This window comes from Frankia sp. AgPm24 (assembly GCF_023243055.1).
In the GTDB taxonomy this organism is placed as follows: Bacteria; Actinomycetota; Actinomycetes; order Frankiales; family Frankiaceae; genus Frankia; species Frankia umida.
Genome location: NZ_JALKFW010000208.1, coordinates 108,192 through 124,815 on the forward strand (window position 1 = coordinate 108,192; position 16,624 = coordinate 124,815).

Sequence of the window (16,624 nt, forward strand, 5' to 3'; positions counted from 1 at the left end):
CCCGGCTCCGACCCGCACGGCCCGGGCTGGACGACCCGCGGATGCCGATGGTCTCCGTTGTCCTGCCGGACGCGTTGCCCTGCCTCGGGGCTGGTCAGCCGAGGATGCCGCGCTCGTAGGCGACGGCCACGGCGGCGGCGCGATCGCGGACACCGAGTTTGCCGTAGAGGTGGACGAGATGGGTCTTGATCGTGGCCTCGCTGACCAGCAGCGTGCGGGCGGCGGCCTGGTTGGTGGCGCCGGCGGCGACCAGCCGCAGCACCTCGAGTTCACGGGGGCTGAGCGCACCGGGCTCGCGGGTGCCGACCCGGTTCATCAGGGTGCCGGCGACGGACGGCGCGAGCACCGACCGACCCGCGTGGGCGGCGCGTACGGCGCGCAGGAGTTCGTCGCGTCGCGCGTCCTTGAGCAGGTAGCCGGTGGCGCCGGCCTCGATCGCGGGCAGTACGTCCCGATCGGAGTCGAACGTCGTCAGCACGAGCACGCGGGCCGGATGACCCCGACGGCGCAGCTCGGTGATCGCCTCGACACCGCCGGTTCCGGGCATCCGCAGATCCATGAGGATGACGTCCACCTCGAGGGCCCCGGCGACCCGGACGGCCTCGGCGCCGTCCGCGGCCTCGGCGACGACGGTGAACTCCGGATCGCCGGTGAACAGCCCGCGCAACCCGTCCCGGACGATGGGATGGTCGTCCACGATCAGCAGCCGGATCGGCTCACCCGGCACGTCCCGCGTCACGCCGGTGCCCGCTCGGGACGAGCGTCGCCCACGGCGTTCGGCGTCGTCGAGGGGGACGCCGGTGGGGACGTGGACGGAAGCGGGATCGCCGCGTTCACGATCGTGCCGTCGCCGGGGGCGGACTCGATGGTCAGGGAACCGGCCAGGGCCTGCGCGCGGCGCCGCATCCCGGTCAGACCGTACCGGCCGGACGGGGAGTCGGCGGCCGGCCGGAAGCCGGCGCCGTCGTCGGCGACGTCGAGCAGCACGGTGTCATCCACATAGCTGAGGGTGAGCTGGACCCGGGTGGCCCGGGCGTGGTTGGCCACATTGGCGAGGGCCTCCTGGGCGATCCGGTAGATGGCGGTCTCGATCTCGGTGGAGACACGGGTCGGCGCACCGGTGGTCACGACGTGCGCCGGGATCGCGGTGCGGCGCGTCCAGTCACCGGCCAGTGCGGTCAGGGCCTCAGCCAGGCCGGCCCGGTCGAGCTGCTCGGGCCGCAGCGCCCGCACCGAGCGGCGGGCCTCGACGAGATTCGCCCGCGCCAGCGCGTCGGCGAGCTCCAGATGACGGGAACGCTCGGCCCGTTCGCCCGCGTCCTCGGCCTGACGGGCCGCCTCGAGCTGGGTGATGATGCCGGCGAGGCCCTGCGCCAGCGTGTCGTGGATCTCCCCGGCGAGGCGTCCCCGTTCCTCGGTGACGCCGGCCTCGCGGGCCTGGGCGAGCAGCTGGCTGTGCAGACCGGCGTTCTCCCGCATCGTGACGTGAAGAAGCCGGTTGGTCTCCGCCAGCTCGGTGATCATCTGGCCCCGTTCGACGTTCTGGTCGATCACCTTGTTGATCAGGGTGGACATGCTGAGCACCGCGATGACGTTGAACCCCGCCATGATCAGAAAACTGACCGTGTGGACGGGAGAGCCGTTCGGGTAACCGGCGGTCTGGGAGGCGGCCAGGATGAGCGCGGTCGCCACGAACCCGTACACCCGGCCGCGGCGGCCGAGTTCGTCGGCGAAGAAGTACCCGGTGAAGGCGAACACCCCATACCAGGGACTGACCCAGACGAGTACGCCGCCCAGCGTGACGTGGATGACGAACACCAGCCGGCGTATCCGCGGCGGCACCCCGTCGGTCGGGTAGCGCAGCATCCCCGCCGACCAGACGGCGGCCACGAGCACCAGGACCAGGCCCGCGACCACCCGGCCCCGGGAGACGTCGAAGGAGGAGGCGGTGATCAGACTGAGCAGCGTCGCCACGACGAGCATCGGCAGGAGCAGCAGCCGGGCGATCCGGTCGGACCGCCGCTGCCACGCTGTCGCACCGTCGGCCCCGGCCTGCCCGCTGGCCGCCGTCGCCGTCACCGTGGTGACCAGTGCCTGGTCGGTGACCACCGCCGCTTCGCCCATACCGGAGATGGTCGCACCGGACGCGGGGGCGGTGGCCGCGGGCGGGCTCACTGCCAGCGGAACCGGCGGGCGGCCACGACACCGCACACCACGGCGTAGGCCGCGAGCACGAGCAGGGCCGCGGCGGCGGGCCAGCGTCCGTCCAGGCAGTCCTGCACGGCGCGGGCGCCGGCGCCCAGTGGGGTGACATCGCTGATGTCGCGCAGGACGTGGGGCATCTGCGAGCGTGGGATCCACATGCCGGCGAAGAACAGCAGCGGGAAGAACACCACCAGGCCCAGCGCGTTCGCGGCCTTCTCACCGGGGGCCAGTGCGGCCAGCACCAGGCCGATGCCCAGCATGGCCGCCGCGACCAGCGCCAGCGTGAGGACGAACCCGGCGAACTGGCCGGGTAGCGGCACGCCGCATCCGACGGCGATGGCGAGCATCGTCGCGTCGAGGACGGTCGCCAGCGCCAGATAGATCAGGGCTTGGGCGCCGAGCAACCGCGACGGTGGCACCGGTGTGGTCGACAGCCGGCGCAGGATGCCCCGTTCCCGGTAGCCGGCCAGCACCGCCGGCAGCAGGTTCGCCGCCGTCATCAGGAACTCGTACATCATCAGGACCGGTAGCCAGGTCTCCAACGGACTGTGCCCGTCGAACGAGTCGCTGGGGTGGCGGGTCGCGGGCACGGCGCCGAGGACGACCACCGCGGCCAGCGGAATCAGGGCCGTCCAGACGACGCCGGCGGCGGACCGGCCAAACAGCAGCGCCTCGACCCGCACGAGTTCCCGGAACGGATGCCGTCCCGGCGACGGCACGAGCGATGAGGTCATGACGTGCTCCTCGAGGAGGCGTGCGCGGTGAGGGCGAGGTAGGCGTCGTCGAGGCTTGGCTGTTCGACCCGCAGCCGGTGGGCCAGCACACCGCGGCGGGCGAGGTGCGTGACGAGGGCGGACAGCGTCTCGCCGGCCCCGACGACGAGAATCTCCTCGCCGTGGCGACTGGCCGACTCGACGCCGGGCAGCCCGGCGAGCTCGCGCTCGTCGACGGGCTCGGACGGAACGAAGCGGATGCGCTGGCCGGCGTCCAGGCGTGCGGTGAGCGCCGCCGGCGAGTCGCAGGCCACCACCTGGCCGGCGTCGATCACGGCGACGCGGTCGCACAACCGCTCCGCCTCGGCCATGAAGTGCGTGACGAGCAGGATCGTCACCCCCCGCTCGCGCACCGCCGTGATGAGTTCCCAGGTGTCGCGCCGGGCCGCCGGGTCCAGGCCGGTGGTGAGCTCATCGAGGATCGCCACGGTCGGTCGGCCGATCAGCGCCAGCGCGATCGAGAGCCGCTGGCGCTGCCCACCGGACAGCTTCGCGAACCGCACGTCCGCCTGTCCGGTGAGTCCGAGGAGCTCCAGCAGCTCGTCCGGGTCGGCCGGGTCGGGATAGAACGACGCGTACAACCGCAGCGCCTCACGCACCCGCAGGTTCGGCTGTACCTCGCTGGCCTGCAACTGGACGCCGAGTCGCGCCGTCACCGCCGTCCGTTCGCGCCGCGGGTCGTGGCCGAACACCCGCACCCGGCCGCCGTCGGGTACCCGAAGTCCGGCGACACACTCGACCGTCGTCGTCTTTCCGGCGCCGTTGGGCCCCAGCAGGCCGAAGATCTCACTCTCCTCGACGGTGAACGACACGTCGCGCACCGCGACCCGTTTCCCGTAGGCCTTCCGCAGGCCCGCCACCTCGATCACTGTCACTGCCTCGCACCTCCCGCATCGTCGGGGACGTCGCACCGTCGTGGACGTCCCCGACGATCTCGCGGGATCGCGGGTTCCAACATCACCCGGGCGGCTGCTCCGGGTGCTCCATCGGGTGGACCCCGGGCGTCCACCGATCGGTGGACGCGGTGACCGGGCGGCCCTTCCAGGTGGCCTGGCCGCGGCGGCGACGCCACCAGGACACCGTGGTGAGGTAGCCGAGCAGGCCGATCGAGACCGGGTGGGCGAGCGGATCGGGCCAGACCCGGCCACCGGTGCGGCGGGCCGCGATCGTCCGGCTGGTGACGCCGGCGAGGTAGCCGAGGACACCGGCGGGGCGTCCGCGCAGGGCGGCGAGCGCCGGCAACACGTACAACCAGCCCAGCAGGCCGACCTGGGCGGCGCTGGCCGCCGGGCTGCCACCGGCGGCGGCCAGCGACTTGGCGTAGCCGTCGCGCAGGGACGGCCAGTCGGTGTACATCCGGTTGTCGGCCAGCGGCGTGCCGTCGGTGACGACCCCCCGTCCGCCGGCCCGCTTGACGGCGCGCAGCAGGGCGACATCCTCGATGATCTGGTCGCGCACGGCGGCGTGCCCGCCGGCCCGCCGGTACGCGGCCGCGTCGACGCACAGGAACTGCCCGCCGGCCGCGGACAGCGACGGGCGCGGGCTTCGCTCGGCGATCCGCAGCGGCAGCAGCGCGAGCCACAGCCAGGACAGCAACGGCTGGACGAGCCGTTCGGCGGTCCCACCGGCCGCCTGACGCGGATACGGCGAGATCAGGTCGAGCCCGGTGGCGCGCAGCAGCAGGACGGCCCGGGCCAGCCCGTCCGGCGCCAGTGTCACATCGGCGTCCACGAAGACGAGCGCGCTGCCACGGGCGAGCGCGGCGGCCCGCGCGCAGGCATGCGGTTTGCCGAGCCAGCCGGCCGGCGGCGCGCCGCCACGCAGGGCGACGACGCGTGGGTCGCGGTCCGCCCAGGCGGCAAGCAGCCGGTCGGTGCCGTCGGTGGACTCGTCGTCGTAGACGATGATCTCCAGCCGGGGCAGGTGGGTGGCGGCGAGCAGGGCCGCGAGACAGCCGTCGAGACGGCCGGCCTCGTCGCGGACCGGCAGGATCACCGAAACACCCTCGGGGACGGTTGTGGCCGGTGGGGCGACCCGCAGCAGCCGCGCGTTGCAGGCCGTGTGCACCGCGACGCACACCGAGGCGACCGCCGCCGACCGCACGACCGCCGACCAGGCGGCTGCCGACCACGTGGTCGCCGACCGTGTGGCCGCGAACCGAGGGGCCGCGAACCGAGGGGCCGCCGGCCGGCTGTCCGGTGGTGGCGGTGTCGCCGGGGAGCGCGGGCGCTTCACCGGCGCGCTCGCGGACCGGCCGGGTCGCGAGCCGGGACATCGCAGCGCCAGCGGCGCAGCGCGAGCACAAGGGTCGCGCCCATGGCGACCCCGCCGATCGCCGCGACTCCCGGACGGCCGAAGAACGTGAGGTTCGCCAGCACCGAGGACAGATACGTCCAGCAGAGCATGACCATCGGAACACCCTCGGACGCGGATGTGCGCGCGGACGTGGGCTCGGGCTCAGGTGTGCGGTCGGGCAGGGCGAGCAGGGCGCCGATCATGACCGTGCCGGCCAGCAGCCAGCCGAGGAAGTTCGAGATCGGGATGCCGTTGAGGGCCGGTCCCCCCGCGGCCGCCCAGACCCAGTGGCCGGCCTCGACCATCTGCGGGTCGAGGAAGAGATCCCAGGTGGCGAGGACCAGGCCGCCCAGCAGGGCGGCCCGGTCGGGGGTCCGCCGGTGGCGTCGGACCAGGACGTAGGTGGGGTAGGCCATCATCGCCCAGGCCAGCGGTATCACCGCGGCGACACCGAACACCCGCGGGCCCAGTGACGTCCCGTAGCTGTAGTGGCCGAAGGGGACGCCGGTGTGGACTCCGAGCAGCTCCACCCCCAGCCCGCCACCGACGGCGATGACCAGGTAGCCGGCGGTCCAGGCCAGCCCGCGGGTGACAGCCGCGTGGGTGGTGCTGGTGAGGAAGAAGAGCACCACCACGATGATCGTGAGGGCGTCCAGCGCGTGGTCCGGCATCAGCGGGTAGGCGATCTGCGCCAGGATCGTGGCCGCGGCCAGCAGGTGGGGCGCCCGGGGTGTCAGGGACACCGGGCGGGCGGACATCAGCGGACGGACGCCGGTCTGCCGGTGCCCGGCGCCTGCCCGTCGCCGGCAGCACCCCGCGCGGTCGCGCTCTGGCTGACGCTGCCCTGCGTGACGCTGCCCTGCGTGACGGTGCTGTGCGGGGCGGGTTCCGGGACGGGGCCGCCCAGTTCCTTGCCGAGCACGGCGTAGGGGGTGACGGTGCCGGGGAACTGGAAGTCGCTGAGCAGCGGGACGAAGCCCTCGCTGTCGTAGAGCCGGCGGGCGCGGCTGCCGTGCGGTTCGAGGGCGGACAGCGCCGCGGTGCGGTGCGGCGCGTCGCGCAGCAGTTCGCGCAGCAGCTGACGGCCCAGGGTGTGGCCCTGGTAGGCGGGCAGCACGTGCAGTTCGACGACCTCGAGGACGTCGTCCAACCAGTGCCGGGCCGAACCGGGGGAGATGGCGGTGAGCGCGTCGACGACGACGTCGTGCCACCACTGGCCGGGTAGGCCGGGCAACGCGTAGGTGATGCCGACGAGGGTGTCATCGGAGGTGACGGCGGCGACGGCGCGCAGGTCAGGACGGTCGAAGTGGCGGCGCGCATGGTGGGCGCGGTCGCGGGCGGCCCGGACGGGGTCGGGTTCGTGAAGGTCGAGGAAAGCCGCCTTGTACACCCCGATGACGTCGTCGAGTCGGGCCCGCATACGACTCGACGACCACCGGACCACGCTGATGTCCACGTCGGTCACCGGCGTCGCCTCCTGTCCGCCCCCTGCGGCCTGCTCGCACCGCCCGGCACCGAACAGGCCCGCAGGGCGGTACCGGCGGGCCAGCGGGCCAGGGCGCATCCTCACATCGCCTGACGATAACGCGGCCATCGCCGAGGGCGCCGGCCGACGGGAGCGCCTGCTACGTAACGTCGTCACTCTGCCGCGCAGGGCGCTTTCTCCCGGATGGAGGGCAGGCCGATCCGGTCGCCCGCCATGGCCAGCCCCGCGCAGCGTGCGGTGCCCTGGAGCAGGTCAGCGGCCAACATCGCGATGGCTGGTGCCTGCACGGCGCCGCCGGCGTTGGTGCCCGCGGCGATCACCACCCGACCGTCATGGCCAGGAAGGGCGGTGACCAGGGGTAGCCCGTCCGGGGTGGCGGGACGTGCGCAGATCCGGATGTCGCGGACGTCATCGCGGTGCAGGTCGGGGAACAGACCGCCCACCGCCGCGAGGGTGCTCTCCTGGAGTTCGGCGAGGCCGTCGGCCGCCGCGGCGGCGTCGCGGGCGGCCAGCCCCAGGTAGCCGAAGCCGGCGCTGACGTGGATGAGCGTCCCGTCGGGGCAGAGCGTCACGTTCATCACACCGAGCGGATCACCGGCGTGGATCTTCACGGGTCGGTGCAGCCCCGGGTTCGGCAGGGTCAGCGACACCCCCAGTACCTGGCTGACGGCGCCGGCGCCCGGCCAGTCCGATCCGCACAGGCGGACCAGCTCACGGCCACCCACGGTGACGACGACCTGGCCCGCCCGTACCAGCCGGCCCGCCGCCAGCCGCAGCAGCACCGCGTTCCCGGTCGCCTCGAGGCTGTCCACCCGGCTGTCCGCCCACACCTCGACACCAAGACCGACGAGGTGTCGGAGCAGCAGTCCGGCAAGATCATGAATGTTGACGGCGTAGCCGTCCACCTCGACCGCCCCCGCGACGGTGCGCGGCCCACCGGGCAGCGGGATCGTGCGGCCCAACCCCGGCCAGTCCCGCCGGAGCACCTCGTCGGACAGCCGCGCGACGTCGCCGCCGGCCCGTCGTTGCAGCTGCTCGCCGGCGTCGAGGTCGGCGCCACCCAGGTAGACCCGGGTGAGCCGGCTGTCCTGACGCAGTCCCGTCAGCCAGGTCGTCTCGACCCCGGTGAACAGATGCGACCAGCCGCGCAGACCGAGGCGGTTCAGGGCGATCACCAGGTCCTCGGTGGCGGCATGCAGACCGGGTTGGTCGGCGCGGTCGGCGAACGCCCGCGCCCAGGCCACCTCGACCGCATCCAGGGTGGCGGGGTCCCGCAGCGCCCAGCCACCCGCGGCGGGGGAGCGGGTGAGCACGTCGACGCGGCCGAGGTCCGCCTGCGGCAGGGATTCGGTCGCGGACAGGTGGCGGGCGTTCGCCCCACCGAACGTCGTGCCCTGCTCGGCGTGGTCGGCGCGGTCCGCGGGGGCGGCGTCCAGCAGCAGAATCCGTCGATGTCCCTGGGCGTGCAGCAGCAGGGCGGTGGTCAGGCCGACGATCCCCCCGCCGAGCACCACCACCCGCGGCCCGTCCACCGCATCGGCGCCGGCGCCGATGTCAGGGCTGCCGCCCTCAACGCCGGTGGTGGCAACGCTGGTGGTGGCAACGCTGGTGGCGCCGCGGGCGGTGGGGATGGCATCGGTGGCGGCAGGCGGTGGGAACAGCTCGGCCCCGGTGAGATCGTCCAGATCCGCTCGGCCGAGGGCGGTCAGGACGGCCTGGTCCAGATCGGCCTCGCAGGCCGGGGCGCGCATCGCCGCGGAGCACAGGGTGAACCCGGGGCGTGTCACCCCGCCGTCCGCCCGGATCCGGCTCGCGAGCAGGGTGCGCACGCCGACGAGCAGGCGGGGGGCGTTGTCCAGCACGACGGTGAGATCACGCCGGTCGTAGGCATCGAGCAGGGCCTGCGCCGTCCAGATCTCGGGTTCGCTGACGCAGACCAGCCGGTCGCCGCCGAACGTCCGCAGGCGGGCCGCGTCCAGCAGGTCGACGCTCGCCCACCGGCCGGAACTGGTCAGTGGCACCGCGACACTGACGGCGTTCGCCGCCTCGAGCACCTCCTCGGCGCGGGCCGCCACCTGGATTCGGTCCAGGGGCAACCGGTGCCGGCCGGCCCAGACGGCGGCGGCCGACCGGTCCGCCACCAGCGACGGCGCGCACACCACCAGCCGGTGGCCCCGGGCGACGGCCGCTCTGGCCACCCGTCCGTTGATGTTGCCGGCGCCGACGAGCCCCAGTATCGGACGCGCACCGTCCGCCGCCGCGCCGCCCGCCTCGGCCGTCCCGGATGCCCCGGTGGGGGCGTGGGCGGTGGGGGGCGCCGGGAACAGCCGGTCGATGACGAACTGGGCGACGTGACGGGCGTTCACCTCAGGGGTGTTGCGCACGGTGATACCGAGTTGGGTGGCGACGCCGAGATCGATGGCGGCCAGCGAGGTGCCGCGGCGCACCAGCAGCAGCGACCGGCGGTCGTGGGTGCGCCGGACGGCCATGGCCCAGCGGGTCAGCACGGTGGCATCGACCGCGTTCGCGCCGACCACGAGGGTGTGGGGGCGCAGCGTGACCAGTGCCTCGACGAGCCCCGCCGGGCTGCCGGCGAGGTCGGGGCGCAACGTCACGGCCGCGGTGTCGGCAAGCCGGCCGGCCGCCCGGGGGCCGAGCGCCGTGGAGATCAGGGTCCGTCGGCGGTCGGATGCGGCTGGGGGTGCCTGATCGCGAGACGTCAACATGCGATGTACTTCATCCCGGTTCGTCGGGGGCGCGTGCGTCGGCTCCGCGGGGGTGCCGCGTCGGCACGGGGGGCGCAGACCCGGTGGCCCGTCGGATGCGTCCACCGTGCCGAACCGGCGTCAACGAGATGTCAACGACGCCCGCCGACCGGCCGGTCCGCCGCCGCCGCGGCGCCGATCTTCAACGGGGCGTCAACCCGGGGTCGGCGCCAGGTGCAGCAGCGGATCACGTCCGCCGAGGGTGCCGCGGGAGGCGAGCACGGCGAAACGGGCGAACATCTGCTCGCTGTACCAGCCGACCTCCGGGGTGCGCCGCACGACCTCGGCGTGCGCCGGCCGGCCGTAGGCGAACCGCCGCAACGAGGCGGTGTCGTGCCACAGGCTGAACGTCCCGGTCAGACCGACCGGCGCCTCCCCGATCCCGGCGCAGAACAGCAGCCCCTCGGCCTGGGCGAGGTCGGCGACCACCGCCGGCACGGCCCGGCGGAAGGTCAGGGTGTGCCGGGCGGTGAGCCGGGCCCGGGTGATCACCGCGATCCGGGCGTCCTCGGCCGCGGCGGGCCAGTGCGCGGTGCTCGGGTCACCGAACGGTTCCCGCCGCGACCACTGGCCCCGCGCCGACAGAGGATGCAGATCGATACGCCAGCGTTCCTCGGCCAGGGCCGCCCAGGCCCGGATCGGCGCCGAGCGTTCGAACGACCGCGCCGCTGACGGGGTCTCCCAGACCGCCACCATCGCCCACTGCCGCGGGTCGGCCCCACGCATGCCGAGGCTGTTCGCCGAGCCCGTCCCCAGCAGTTTGGCGAACCGTAGCCCGCTGATGTGGCGCAGCGCCGCCCGGTCGGTGGCCACTCGGGCCACGGCATGCCCGACTCGGCGGCGGGGGACCCGCCAGAAGTCGACGGTCACCAGCGGTGCGCCGACTCCGGTGGGACCCGACGGATTCGACGAGCTCGTCCCAGTCATCCGCGCATCTCCTCTGATCCGCGTACCGACGCACAGTGATGTTCACCTGCGCATCGAGGTCAGGCACAGCAGGGCGTCGTGGGGGGTGCCGTACTTGCGGGTGAAGGCGGCGCCCACCGTGTCGGCACCGTCGTTGTCCCGCAGGGGCACCACCCGCCAGTGCCCCTCGGCGCCCAGCGGATGGGCGCCGACCGTGGGCAGCGTGGCCACCAGATCGTCGGGGCCGCCGCCGTGCAGCAGCTCGTGCAGCTCGGGACAGTGCAGGTAGACGGCGTCGTCCACGCGGACGTAGGCGCAGCGCACCTCGAGCGGGTCGGTGTCGGTCGAGGACACCCGCAGCGTCACCCGCAGGTAGTCGTCCAACGGGACGCTGCCCGTCGGGCCCCACATCCGGTCGAAGTACTGCTCGACGAACTGGACGAGGGTGGAGGAGATCGTCGCCTCGTGCTGGGTCGCCGCGGACGAGGAGACCCCGACCGGGAAGCTCGACACCAGCGCGCCGGTGTCCCACCGGTGGTAGCCCGCCAGCGGCTGTTCGGCGTAGAGCCGCACGCCCAGGCGGGCCTGCCCGACCGGGTCGAGCTGGGCCCGCAGCTCGGCCAGCGCCAGCAGGTTCGCCCGGATCAGTGCCGAGACGTCGATGCGGTGCCCGAGGTCGGCGGCGCGGGCGTTGGCGGCCGGAGAGTCGGGGTCGAGCAGCAGGATCTGCACGATCGCGCCGGCCGCGACGGCGGTCCGCAGGGCGCCGGTGAAGATCTCCCGGTGCGGTGCGATGACCAGGTCCGTCCAGGTGTTCAGCAGTCGGACGCTGCGCCGGGAGCCCGCCACCCGGGCGGTGAAACCGGCCGGGTCGAAGGCATCGAGCAGCCGTCCGCCGGTGAACTGGGCGGGTTCGGTGGCCATCGGCGCGGACAGTCGACGTTCGGCCGCGGCCAGCTCGGTGGATCCGCGTTCGCGCAGCAGGGTGACGGCCTGCTGCCAGGACCGGCGGGCCGCGGGCTGATCGCCGAGTTCGGCCAGGATGTCGCCGCGGCGCACCAGCACCCGCGGTTCCCAGACCGGGTCGGGTAGCTCCGCGAGCATCGGCAGGCACTCGTTGTAGGCGGTCAGCGCCTGCTCGGGCCGGTGCTGGTAGCGGTAGAGATCACCGAGTCGGCGCTGGGCCTGGGCCTGGAGCGGACGGTTGGCCAGGTCCCGCGCGATCGTCAGGCTCATCGTCAGGCAGGTGATGGCGTCGGTGAGTTCGCCCCGATCGCCGTACGTCATGGCCAGGCTGACCAGGGTCTCCGCCTCGGCGCGGCGGGCACGGGTGCGCCGCATCGTGTCAAGCGCCGCCTCGAAGTGCTCGAACGCGCTGGTCTGCTCGCCCCGGCCGCGACAGGTGCTACCCAGACCGCGTACCGCCCGTGCCTCACCGAGGTCCGCTCCGAGCCCGGCCAGGATCTCCCGGGCCCGGGAGAACCGTGCGGTGGCCAACGCCAGATGGTCGGCCGCCCGCCGGTCGACGGCCACCGCCGGCTGTCCACCCGGGTCGCGTCCGACGGCGTCCAGCCGCCAGAACGCCTCCTCGAAGGCCAGTGTCATCTCCCGCTCGCCGAGGTTGGTCAGCAGCTCCGCCTCGGCCTGCCGGTCGCCGCCGCGGCGCGCCGCGGCCAGGCCCAGCTCGTGCGAACGGTCCCAGTCCGACCAGTGCGCCCCGAACAGGTAGAACTCGGCGGCCTCGGCGGCGAGCAGCCAGGTCGGCTGGTCAAGACCGGCCGCGGCGGCCTGTTCCAGCAGCGCGAGCAGGTTCGACCGCTCGGCGGCGAACCAGACCAGCGGACGGTGCGTCAGCTCGAGGAACGCGGGGCCGCCGACCTGTTCCGGGTCGCGGTCGGCGATCCGGGTCGGGATCGCCGCGGTCGGCCGCAACGCCGGCATCCCGCCGGGGCTGAAGGTGGCGACCGCCGTACGCAGCATCACCAGATAGGCGTACAGCAAGCGCTCGAGTGTCGCGGCGTGTTCGGCTGGCAAAGGTACCGGTATCGCGGTCAGGGGACCCGCGACCACGCCCCCGGTGGGGGCGGCGTCGACGGCGAGTTGCCGGTCGACCCCACCTTCGGGCTGGTGTGGGCGCCGTCCGTCCGCCTCGGGAGGGTCCGCCGCGGGATCGTCCGTCTCGGGATCGTCCGCCGACCGCGCGCCGGCCGCGTGCTCGGCCAGCAGTTCGCGGGCGAACACCCGCAGCAGGTCGTGGAAGCCGTACCGTTCGATGCCGCTGGGGTCCGGACCACGCCGTTCCAGCAGCTGTGCGTCCGCGAGCTGGTCCACGAGGTCCTCGGTCTTGTTCACCTCGCGGGCGAGGACCGCGGCCGCGGCCCAGGCGGTGAAGTCGCTGACTCCCGGCAGGGAGAGCAGCCGGAAGGCACGCTGTTCGTCCGCCGGTCGGCCGTCGTAGCTGAGCTGGAAGCTCGCCCGGATCTCCAGGTCACCGAGCTCCAACCAGGTCAGCCGATCGCGTTCCGTCGACAGGCGTGTGACGATCCGCGACAGTCGCCAGTGGGGATGCGCGAAGAGCTTGCGGCCGGCGATCTTGATCGCCAGTGGCAGATAGCCGCACAGCCCGACGATGTCACGGGCGGCCTTCTCCTCCATGGCCACCCGCTCGGCCCCGACGACCCGCTCCAGCAGCAGCACCGCGTCGTCCGGGATCAGCACGTCGAGCACCCGACACGGCATGGTCAGCCCGGACAGCCGTGGTCGGCTGGTGACGATCACCGCGCATCCCGGGCCGGACGGGATCAGCTGCCGCAGCTGCGCCTCGTTCGCCGCGTTGTCCAGCAGGATCAGCGCCTGGCGGGTGGACAGCAGCTGCAGGTACATCTCGACCAGATCGTCGGGGTCGGTCGGCACCGCCGCCCGGCTGACCCCGAGTGCCTGGACGAACCTGGTCAGCACCCGCACGGGTTCCAGCGGCCGGCTGGTGCCGCGCAGGTCCACGTACAGCACGTCGGTGAAGTGCGCGCGGATCTGATGCGCGATGTGGACGGCCAGGGCCGTCTTGCCGGTCCCGGCCTTGCCGGCGTAGGCGATGGCCACCGTGCCCTGGGTGAGCGCCGCGGGCTCCGTGAGCAGCGCCAGCGCGTCGGCCTGGAGGGTGTCACGCCCGGTGTACTCCTTGACGTCCGGCGGCAGTGAACTGCCGCCGCGGGCGGGTGCCGTGACGACGACGGGGCGGTTCAGCGACCGCGGTGGTGTCCAGGCCAGCGACGGTGCTCCGCGTAGCACGTCCTCCTGCATCCGGCGCAGCAACGGGGATTCCAGCCCCAGCTCGTGGCGGGCGGCGAGTCCCGCCTGGCAGGCCCGGGCGGCGTCGTCGACCCGGCCGTCGCGGTAGAGGGCCAGCGCCAGCTCCCGGCGTAGCCCGTCGTCGGTGGGATGCAGGTCGACCTGCAGTTTCAGCTCGCCGAGCAGCTCCCGGTGGCGGCCCAGCGCCAGGTCCGCGTCGATCCTGGTCTTGGTCACGTCCAGCTGCAGTTCGGTGAGCGCGTTGACATAACTGTGCGCGAACGGATGGTCGGCCACATCCGCGAGTGACGGCCCGCGCCACAACGACTGGGCCTCCTGCAACGGGGCGATCGCGCTGACCGGGTCGCCGTCCTCCACCGCCCGCCGACCCTGCGCCAGCAGCCGGCGGGCCCGGTTCGCATCGATCTGCTCCGGGCGGACGTCGAGCACGTACCCCTCGCCTCGACGCTGCAGGACCTGGGGACCGGGGCCGGCCTCGATGCGCCGCCGCAGCTCGCTGACATGGGTGCGCAGCGTGCCCTGCGCCCGCTCCGGCGCGGCTTCCCGCCAGATCGCGTCCAGCAGCCGGTGCGTCGGCACGACCCGGCCGACCTCGAGCAGCAGCACGGTCAACAGCACCTTGCGCTGGGTGCCGCCGATCGCCAGCGGAACGCCGGCCACGGTGAGCTCCAGCGGACCAAGGATCGCGAACCGCAGACTGTCGCGTTCGGGCATCGGGTCCTCTCGTCCAGTCCGCACCTGGCGCCGACTGGAGATCATCTGCGACGCCGTGCGATGAGTATCCACCGCAGCGTGCGCCGTGAGGGGGCGAGCCGGCAACCACCGATTCGACCTGACCGGTGTCACCTGCGCGTCACCGCCGTCGCGTGAGCATGCCCCGGATGGTCACGAGTGTGCGATCGAGGAGCGTGCGCGGTGCTCTGACCACGGATTATCCGGTCCGCGCCGGCGGGTTCGCGAGCATCCGCCGGTCGCCGCACCGCTGTCGTCGCCGTCTTCGATCAACAGAGTGTCAACCCTTGTGGTTGAGGTGGAGGGAACGGTCTGTTGATCCCCCGGAGGTGCACTGAGTCGGACGACATCGACGAACGACGGGCGACGGGTGACCGGGAGGCCGGTCCTGCCGCGGAGGTGAGACGCACAGATGGCCACGACAAGGAGCACGACGCCGAGGGCGACGACGGGAGCCCCGGAGCATGATCCGGTGGGCGTGCTGCCCCGCCGGGCCGGCGGCCTGCCGCACGAGCTGGTGCTGCGCAACGCCCCAGGCGGGAACCGGGCGGTCCGGCAGGTGTGGTTCGAGGCGGACGAGGCCGGCGTGCTCGCCGACTGGGACGAGCGCGACCGGGTCGAACTGATGGCCGCGGGACGTCCCTTCGTACTCGAGCGTGACCTGGACGGACGGGGGGTGCGGTTGGTCGAGCCGATGGGGCGTGACCCGGTGGCCGCCTTCACCCCGGCGCGGGTCGGCGGACGGGTGCTGCTGGCCGACGGGACGACGCTGCGCTGGCTCCAGCCGACCCGCGGCGTCTTCGAGAGCGGCCTGGTGGGCTACCGGGACGCCAGCATCGTCCGGTTCGCCATGGACGGCACGGCACTCGTCTTCGCCGCGCTCGAGCTGGCCGGGCCGGCGCGGGTGGGTTCGGGGGATACCGGTCGGGGGGATCTCCCGAACCCACGGCGGGGCTGGCTGCCCGACCTGGTCGCGCTGCTGGTGCTCAGCTGGTTCGTGCGGTTGCTGGAAGTGCGGCCTACCCCGTCCGTCGACATTCGCTCAGGCGTTCGCCACCTGGGTGTTTGACGGGCCGGCCGGCGGAGGCTACCTTTTCCCGTATTCGAACTCGTGTTCGACTCCGGGGAGGGCGTCATGCCGGCACCACACGGCGATCCACGTGGAAATCCGGGCGGGGTGTCAGGTCGGTCCTTCGGGGCCGGCCCCGGCGGCGAGGGCGTCCGGGCGCAGGCTGTGCGCGCCGCGGTGTCCCCGGCCGGCGGGGCGCCCGAGCGTGCCCTGCTGCCTGCCGCCGGGCTTCCGCACCGCTCTCGGGACGAGCTGCTCGCCGCGGCCCGCCACGGCCTCGACGAGGCCGAGTACGCCACCTGTATCCCGCAGCGGTACGCCCAGGCCCATCTGGCCGCCCTGCGAGCGGCCGCGGCGGTGCTGGCCGATCGGGCGCGGCCCCGGCCAGGGCGGCGTGGCCGGCCGCTGAGCGCCTGGTGCCTGCTCGTGCGGGTGGCTCCCGAGCTGGCCGAATGGGCTGACTTCTTCGCGGCGGGCGCCAGGCGCCGGGCCGCGGCCGAGGCCGGGTTGAACGTGGTGGGTCGCCGGGAGGCCGACGACCTGATCCGTCAGGTCCACCTGTTTCTCGGCGCGGTGGAGCAGGCGCTGGGGCTGCCCTCCCAACCGGTGCTGGCCGGTAGCGGGCCGGCGGCGCGGGCCTAGCCGGCCATGGTTGCTCCGGCGGCGCGGGCCGCCCAGCAGAATCCCACCGCCCTGCGGGAGATCACCCGGATTCCGGCACGACGGGCCGGGCCGGCAGGTGAGCGGCTGGTGCCGACGGTGCCCGCTCTGGCCGCGCTGCTCCCCGAGGAGGGGTTGCGTCGAGGGACGACGGTCACGGTCACCGGCTCCGCGTCTCTGGTGCTGACGTTGCTGCGCGGCCCCTCCCAGGCGGGTGGGTGGTGCGCGGTGGTGGGCTTCGCCGAACTCGGTCTGCTCGCAGCGGCCGAGTCGGGGATCGCGCTGGAGCGGCTCGCCCTCGTACCGGAGCCAGGGCCGCGTTGGCCGGTGGTCGTGGCCGCACTGCTCGACGCGATGGATGTCGTGGTGGTGCGGCCCCCCCGGCCGCCCCGGGGGGGGGGGGGGGGGGGGGGGGGGGCGGGCC

Annotated in this window: 12 protein-coding genes and 1 pseudogene; 3 read left to right on the forward strand and 10 right to left on the reverse strand. The window is 73.7% G+C overall.

The window, feature by feature from the left end:
• Positions 1-94 precede the first annotated feature (94 nt).
• From MXD61_RS21365 to MXD61_RS21410, 10 genes are all read right to left on the reverse strand, one after another.
• Positions 95-739 (reverse strand): response regulator transcription factor, encoded by a 645-nt coding sequence (locus MXD61_RS21365; protein ID WP_248815223.1) that lies wholly within the window; start codon positions 737-739, stop codon positions 95-97.
• Positions 736-2,124: a sensor histidine kinase gene (locus MXD61_RS21370; RefSeq protein ID WP_248815224.1), complete on the reverse strand. Its 1,389-nt coding sequence runs from the start codon at positions 2,122-2,124 to the stop codon at positions 736-738. The genes MXD61_RS21365 and MXD61_RS21370 overlap by 4 nt, the downstream gene beginning before the upstream one ends.
• A 47-nt stretch (positions 2,125-2,171) precedes the next feature.
• Complete coding sequence (locus MXD61_RS21375; RefSeq protein ID WP_248815225.1) at positions 2,172-2,939, reverse strand: ABC transporter permease; 768 nt, start codon at positions 2,937-2,939, stop codon at positions 2,172-2,174.
• Positions 2,936-3,853, reverse strand: a complete 918-nt coding sequence (locus MXD61_RS21380) for an ABC transporter ATP-binding protein (protein ID WP_248815226.1) — start codon at positions 3,851-3,853, stop codon at positions 2,936-2,938. The genes MXD61_RS21375 and MXD61_RS21380 overlap by 4 nt, the downstream gene beginning before the upstream one ends.
• Before the next feature lie 82 nt (positions 3,854-3,935).
• On the reverse strand, positions 3,936-5,081 hold the full coding sequence (locus MXD61_RS21385) for a glycosyltransferase family 2 protein (protein ID WP_248815227.1): 1,146 nt from the start codon (positions 5,079-5,081) through the stop codon (positions 3,936-3,938).
• A 128-nt stretch (positions 5,082-5,209) separates the two neighbouring features.
• Positions 5,210-6,031 carry a bisanhydrobacterioruberin hydratase CruF gene (cruF, locus tag MXD61_RS21390; RefSeq protein WP_248815228.1) on the reverse strand — a complete coding sequence of 274 codons (822 nt, stop codon included), beginning with the start codon at positions 6,029-6,031 and terminating at the stop codon, positions 5,210-5,212.
• Positions 6,031-6,738 carry a GNAT family N-acetyltransferase gene (locus tag MXD61_RS21395; RefSeq protein ID WP_374629332.1) on the reverse strand — a complete coding sequence of 236 codons (708 nt, stop codon included), beginning with the start codon at positions 6,736-6,738 and terminating at the stop codon, positions 6,031-6,033. The genes cruF and MXD61_RS21395 overlap by 1 nt, the downstream gene beginning before the upstream one ends.
• Before the next feature lie 173 nt (positions 6,739-6,911).
• Positions 6,912-9,485, reverse strand: coding sequence for an FAD-dependent oxidoreductase (locus tag MXD61_RS21400; protein WP_248815229.1), 2,574 nt, complete (start codon positions 9,483-9,485; stop codon positions 6,912-6,914).
• Positions 9,486-9,677: 192 nt separating this feature from the next.
• Positions 9,678-10,451: a spheroidene monooxygenase gene (locus tag MXD61_RS21405; RefSeq protein ID WP_248815230.1), complete on the reverse strand. Its 774-nt coding sequence runs from the start codon at positions 10,449-10,451 to the stop codon at positions 9,678-9,680.
• A 42-nt stretch (positions 10,452-10,493) separates the two neighbouring features.
• Complete coding sequence (locus MXD61_RS21410) at positions 10,494-14,453, reverse strand: BTAD domain-containing putative transcriptional regulator (RefSeq protein ID WP_248815231.1); 3,960 nt, start codon at positions 14,451-14,453, stop codon at positions 10,494-10,496.
• 490 nt (positions 14,454-14,943) lie between these two features.
• Between MXD61_RS21410 and MXD61_RS21415 the strand changes: the two genes are divergently transcribed.
• The 3 genes and pseudogenes from MXD61_RS21415 to MXD61_RS21425 all read left to right on the forward strand — a co-directional run.
• Positions 14,944-15,540 carry a hypothetical protein gene (locus MXD61_RS21415; protein WP_248815232.1) on the forward strand — a complete coding sequence of 199 codons (597 nt, stop codon included), beginning with the start codon at positions 14,944-14,946 and terminating at the stop codon, positions 15,538-15,540.
• Positions 15,541-15,648: 108 nt separating this feature from the next.
• Entirely contained in the window at positions 15,649-16,182 is a 534-nt protein-coding gene (locus MXD61_RS21420) for an SAV_6107 family HEPN domain-containing protein (RefSeq protein WP_248815233.1), read from the forward strand.
• A gap of 6 nt (positions 16,183-16,188) precedes the next feature.
• Positions 16,189-16,624, forward strand: a pseudogene (locus tag MXD61_RS21425) (hypothetical protein); the annotation flags it as partial.